We start from the raw sequence: 3,657 nt of genomic DNA, 5'->3' as shown, positions 1-3,657 counted from the left end.
CTTGCCGATGATCTGCTCGGGCGTGTGCCGACGTCGTGCCATGGTGTGATCGTCTCCTCCCGCACCCATTGTGGCGCAAAGGAACTCCCACAACCGCTGGACCCGTTCCGAGGGCTCCAGTCAAGGTGTCGTGGCCGACGCCCAATTCCACAGCGGCAGTGCCAGAATCGTCGATGGACTCCGCTTGCCTGAGCTTGTCTCGGACAGGCCCGTCGGGCATCTGAGCGGCGACCATATCGAGGAGTTCGGCACCATGTAGTTGCGGTTTCGCCGCGGAAAAGGCGGCGGCAATTGCCACCGCGACCGCCCCGGCCACGGCATCGGGGTGGGCATGGGTGACCTCCGCCGAAGCCGTGGCCTCAATGACAACCCGATCGATGTCGTCGGCAAACCACGCGCCCAGCGGCGCTACCCGCATCGCGGCACCATTTCCCCAGGACCCGCGGCCGTCGCGCGCTTGTTGGGCGAGTTCGCGCCAGTGATAACCCTTTTGGCGGATCAGCCGCAGGATCCGACTCGTTCCGGGGCCGTATCGGCGATAGATGTCGTAGTGGTCGGCGAACGATTGGGCTAACGTGTCCTGACCGATTCGGCCGTGTGCACTCAGGACTGCGAAGATCGAACACGCCATCTGAGTGTCGTCGGTCCACAACCACGGACCGGGCAGCACTCTCCGCTCCTCAAGCGCGCCATGGTTGATCGGATCGTCGAAACACGACCCGAACGCGTCCCCCACCGCCAGGCCCCGCAGCGACATCAGCGCCCGTGATCGGCCATCAAAGCTCATCCGACCAGTCTGGCAGGAACCACGATCCTCACCGCAGAATCGATCTTGAGGTAAACGCAACATAATCGGCATGTGCGCACGCTGCCGGCGGTCGTACCGTGCTCTGCCCGTTGATCTTCCGAGGTGCCGCGCTGGCCGGTTCGGTCAGCGCGGTATGCGGCAGTAGCGGATGTTCTCTAGGTGACTTCAAATTGCGTCGACGACCGGTTCTGTTGCTGTGCGCCGAATCTCGGCTGCTACCTTGGCCGGGGCTTCGAGCATCGGTACGTGTCCCACATCGGGCAGCATTACAACCCGGCGGCCAGGTGACGGTGTGACCAGCTGTGCGCCGAAACGCGCGGGAGGGATCACGCGGTCACGGGCGCTGAAAACGATTGTGGTCGGCGTGGTGATCCGGTCGAGAATCTCCAGCGCTGTGTCGGTCGGCCATATTGCGTTGATGTCTCGCGCGGTGCAGAAACCGGCCGATTGCATGGCGATCGAAGCCAGGTCGGGTGCGACAAGTCCTGGCCGGTGGCAGAACGTACGCATCGTGGTGGCCTTGCCGATAACGGCCAGAGCCGGGTTCGCGAACCCCCGTGCCAGTGGCGCGAGGAAGGCGCCGAGCTGGAACTTGCGCCGGAGCCGATCGGCGTGGCGGCTGCCGCGCGACCATAGTCCCGCCGAGGCGATGGCAGTCACGCTGCGCGCTCGGCCACGCTGGGCGAGCTCGAGCGCAATCCACCCTCCAAGAGAGTTACCGGCGATATGCGCTGTCTCCCAACCAGCCTCATCCATCAGTGCTTCGATGTGGTCGGCTCCGGCAGCAACGGTCAGTGGCCGGTCACTGACAGGGCCTCCCCAGTGGAATGGCAGAGTCGGTGCGAGAATGTCGAACTCGTTCGACAGCTCGTCGATCACCCCACCCCAGCAATGCCACGTCTGCGTGAACGCGTGTAGAAGCAGAAGCGGTTCACCTGATCCAGTTCTGCGGTGCCTCGCCGGTGTCGCCGAAGTCTTCGCCGCATCGTTCATGCGCGGTATCCGCCCCTCTGTCGTTCTTCCCCAACGCGATTCAGAGTCGCGCCCTGCCTCGCCGCTCCACCGCGCGAAGCCTCGGGACGAGGCTACAAACAAGCTCCCCCGATGTCTACTACCATCCGTAGTTGAGCCTGAATTTCTCACAATCAGTGATCGCGGTCGAGAGCATGTCCTATCCATATCCGTGCGCGACATTCGGCAGTAGCGGACGTTCCGCCGGCGTCGGATCCGCACGGCCCGTTGATCTTCCGGTGCCCGGCGCTGGCCGGTGCGGTCAGCGCGGTGTGCGGCATTTCAGGGCGTTGTCGCGAGCAATGCGATCGTTGTGGCTCTGGGCTAGCATTCGGCCGTGTTGGGTAACGAGTGGGACGAGGCAGTTCTGATTGCCGATGGCTTCGAGCGTGTGTACGTCGAATCGGGGCGCTATGACTGGCCGCGTGAAGGGCTCGCCGACATCGATGGGCGGCCACACTATTTCGAGGGCTGGGCCTTCGATCGCGTCGAGGGCGGGTATCTCTTCAACGTCTGGCCTGCGAGTGAGCAAGCGGTGGCCTGGGAGCTCGAATGGTGGGCGATCTTCGCTCGCTGGGATCAGCGTTACGTGGCCGGCGAGGTCGGAACCGACAGTCATCCAGGCCACGGCGGCATCGATGCCCGCTATGACGAATTGGCTGCTCTGCTGGCCACACATCGTCAGGTTCCAGCGAACGCTCGAAAACTGGTGGCCGAGATGCGATTCGACAAAGGCGATCGGTATCGTGTCGAGGGCACCGACATGTGGTTCCGATGGCATCGAGTAGAAGAGTCGGCGCCGGTCGATGACTAGCGCGGATGCCCACCCAGCGCCTAACTCGCGCCACGCTGGCCGGTTCGGTCAGCGCGCCATGCGGCACATGAGTGCGTCCGGTGGAGGCGCTATCAGGCGGGCCGCGCCTCCAGGTAGTCCGGTGCACCCGCGCCGCGCAACAGCAGCCGCACGGACCATGGCACCCAACGAAAGGTCGGGTCGGATCCGAGTATCGGCTCTACCAATGTGACGGTTCGCCCGTTCCACTCGAGCTCGAGCCTGCCCGCCGTCAACACGTTGCGGACCCAGTCCGACTCTCGGCCATGGCTCAAGGCGATGCGATACCTGCCGTGATGGATGAACACTGCCACCGGGCTTCGGTATTCGCGTCCGGAAATGCGCCCGTGATGCACCAGCACTGCCCAGGCGGGTACCAACTGCATCATCCGGAATGCCAGACGGTTGATGACCCGGCGCTCGAGGCGGGCCAAGTTGCGTGAAAAGGGCACGGTCTCCATGCTGCCTGCTGCGCTCGGGGCGGACCCTAGGTGGCAGTCGGTTGGCCGTATGGATCGAGGTGGTTTGGCAAATCAGTACGGTCATAGGGCGGTGCCGCGGCCGGCTGTACCGAGCGATCAGCGGCAGTTGAGGACGTTCCGTCGGCCTCAGATCGGCACGGCCAGTCGATCTTCCGATGCCCCGCACTGGCCGGTTCGGCAACGCGGTATGCGGCATGATCGGATACATTCTGCTGTCAACCTGATTCAGCGCGGCGAGCTTGTAATCGGCTGTCGTGCTCTCGGCACCGGGCCCGCCAATGGTCCAAGTGTGCTGCGACTTCGAGCTCGGACAACACGTACGGTTCGGCACCGCCGTGGGATATGAGGTTCGGGGAAGCCAGGCTCGCGGTCATGTCCAACCCGTGTAGTCAAGGCCGAGTGCGGCCATTGCATCCGCTGGCATGCCGACTGACTGGGCCCCGGTTGCAGGCCCACCGGTTATGCGAGTTGGATTTGTTGCTCGAACTCGGTCGGTGACCATTGCTGACGGAATGCGTTGGGGC

The 3,657-nt window shown here is 64.0% G+C and carries 4 protein-coding genes; 1 reads left to right on the top strand and 3 read right to left on the bottom strand.

The annotated features are described in order from the left end of the window. Both ACFXKA_RS42510 and ACFXKA_RS42505 read right to left on the bottom strand, forming a co-directional pair. Positions 1 to 787: ADP-ribosylglycohydrolase family protein (locus ACFXKA_RS42510; RefSeq protein WP_379431829.1), on the bottom strand; the 787-nt coding region annotated here is incomplete at its 3' end. A gap of 186 nt (positions 788 to 973) precedes the next feature. Further along, the gene (locus ACFXKA_RS42505; protein ID WP_379431828.1) at positions 974 to 1,801 is read right to left on the bottom strand and encodes an alpha/beta fold hydrolase; all 828 of its coding nucleotides are present in this window, start codon (positions 1,799 to 1,801) and stop codon (positions 974 to 976) included. Positions 1,802 to 2,156: 355 nt separating this feature from the next. Between ACFXKA_RS42505 and ACFXKA_RS42500 the strand changes: the two genes are divergently transcribed. Beyond that, complete coding sequence (locus ACFXKA_RS42500) at positions 2,157 to 2,633, top strand: hypothetical protein (RefSeq protein WP_379263832.1); 477 nt, start codon at positions 2,157 to 2,159, stop codon at positions 2,631 to 2,633. 92 nt (positions 2,634 to 2,725) lie between these two features. Here the strand turns inward: ACFXKA_RS42500 and ACFXKA_RS42495 are convergent, their stop codons facing one another. Beyond that, positions 2,726 to 3,112 carry a nitroreductase/quinone reductase family protein gene (locus tag ACFXKA_RS42495; RefSeq protein ID WP_379431827.1) on the bottom strand — a complete coding sequence of 129 codons (387 nt, stop codon included), beginning with the start codon at positions 3,110 to 3,112 and terminating at the stop codon, positions 2,726 to 2,728. Between the last annotated feature and the right edge of the window lie 545 nt (positions 3,113 to 3,657).

Origin of the sequence: Nocardia sp. NPDC059228 (assembly GCF_042754245.1) — a bacterium.
Lineage (GTDB): Bacteria > Actinomycetota > Actinomycetes > Mycobacteriales > Mycobacteriaceae > Nocardia.
The sequence above is the reverse complement of the archived record's forward strand: the minus strand, read 5'-3'. Positions and strand labels throughout refer to the sequence as shown.

Bases quoted from the DNA above. Each gene is read 5' to 3' on its own strand.
- ACFXKA_RS42505 (WP_379431828.1), bottom strand. From the start codon at position 1,801: ATGAACGATGCGGCGAAGACTTCGGCGACACCGGCGAGGCACCGCAGA.
- ACFXKA_RS42495 (WP_379431827.1), bottom strand. From the start codon at position 3,112: ATGGAGACCGTGCCCTTTTCACGCAACTTGGCCCGCCTCGAGCGCCGG.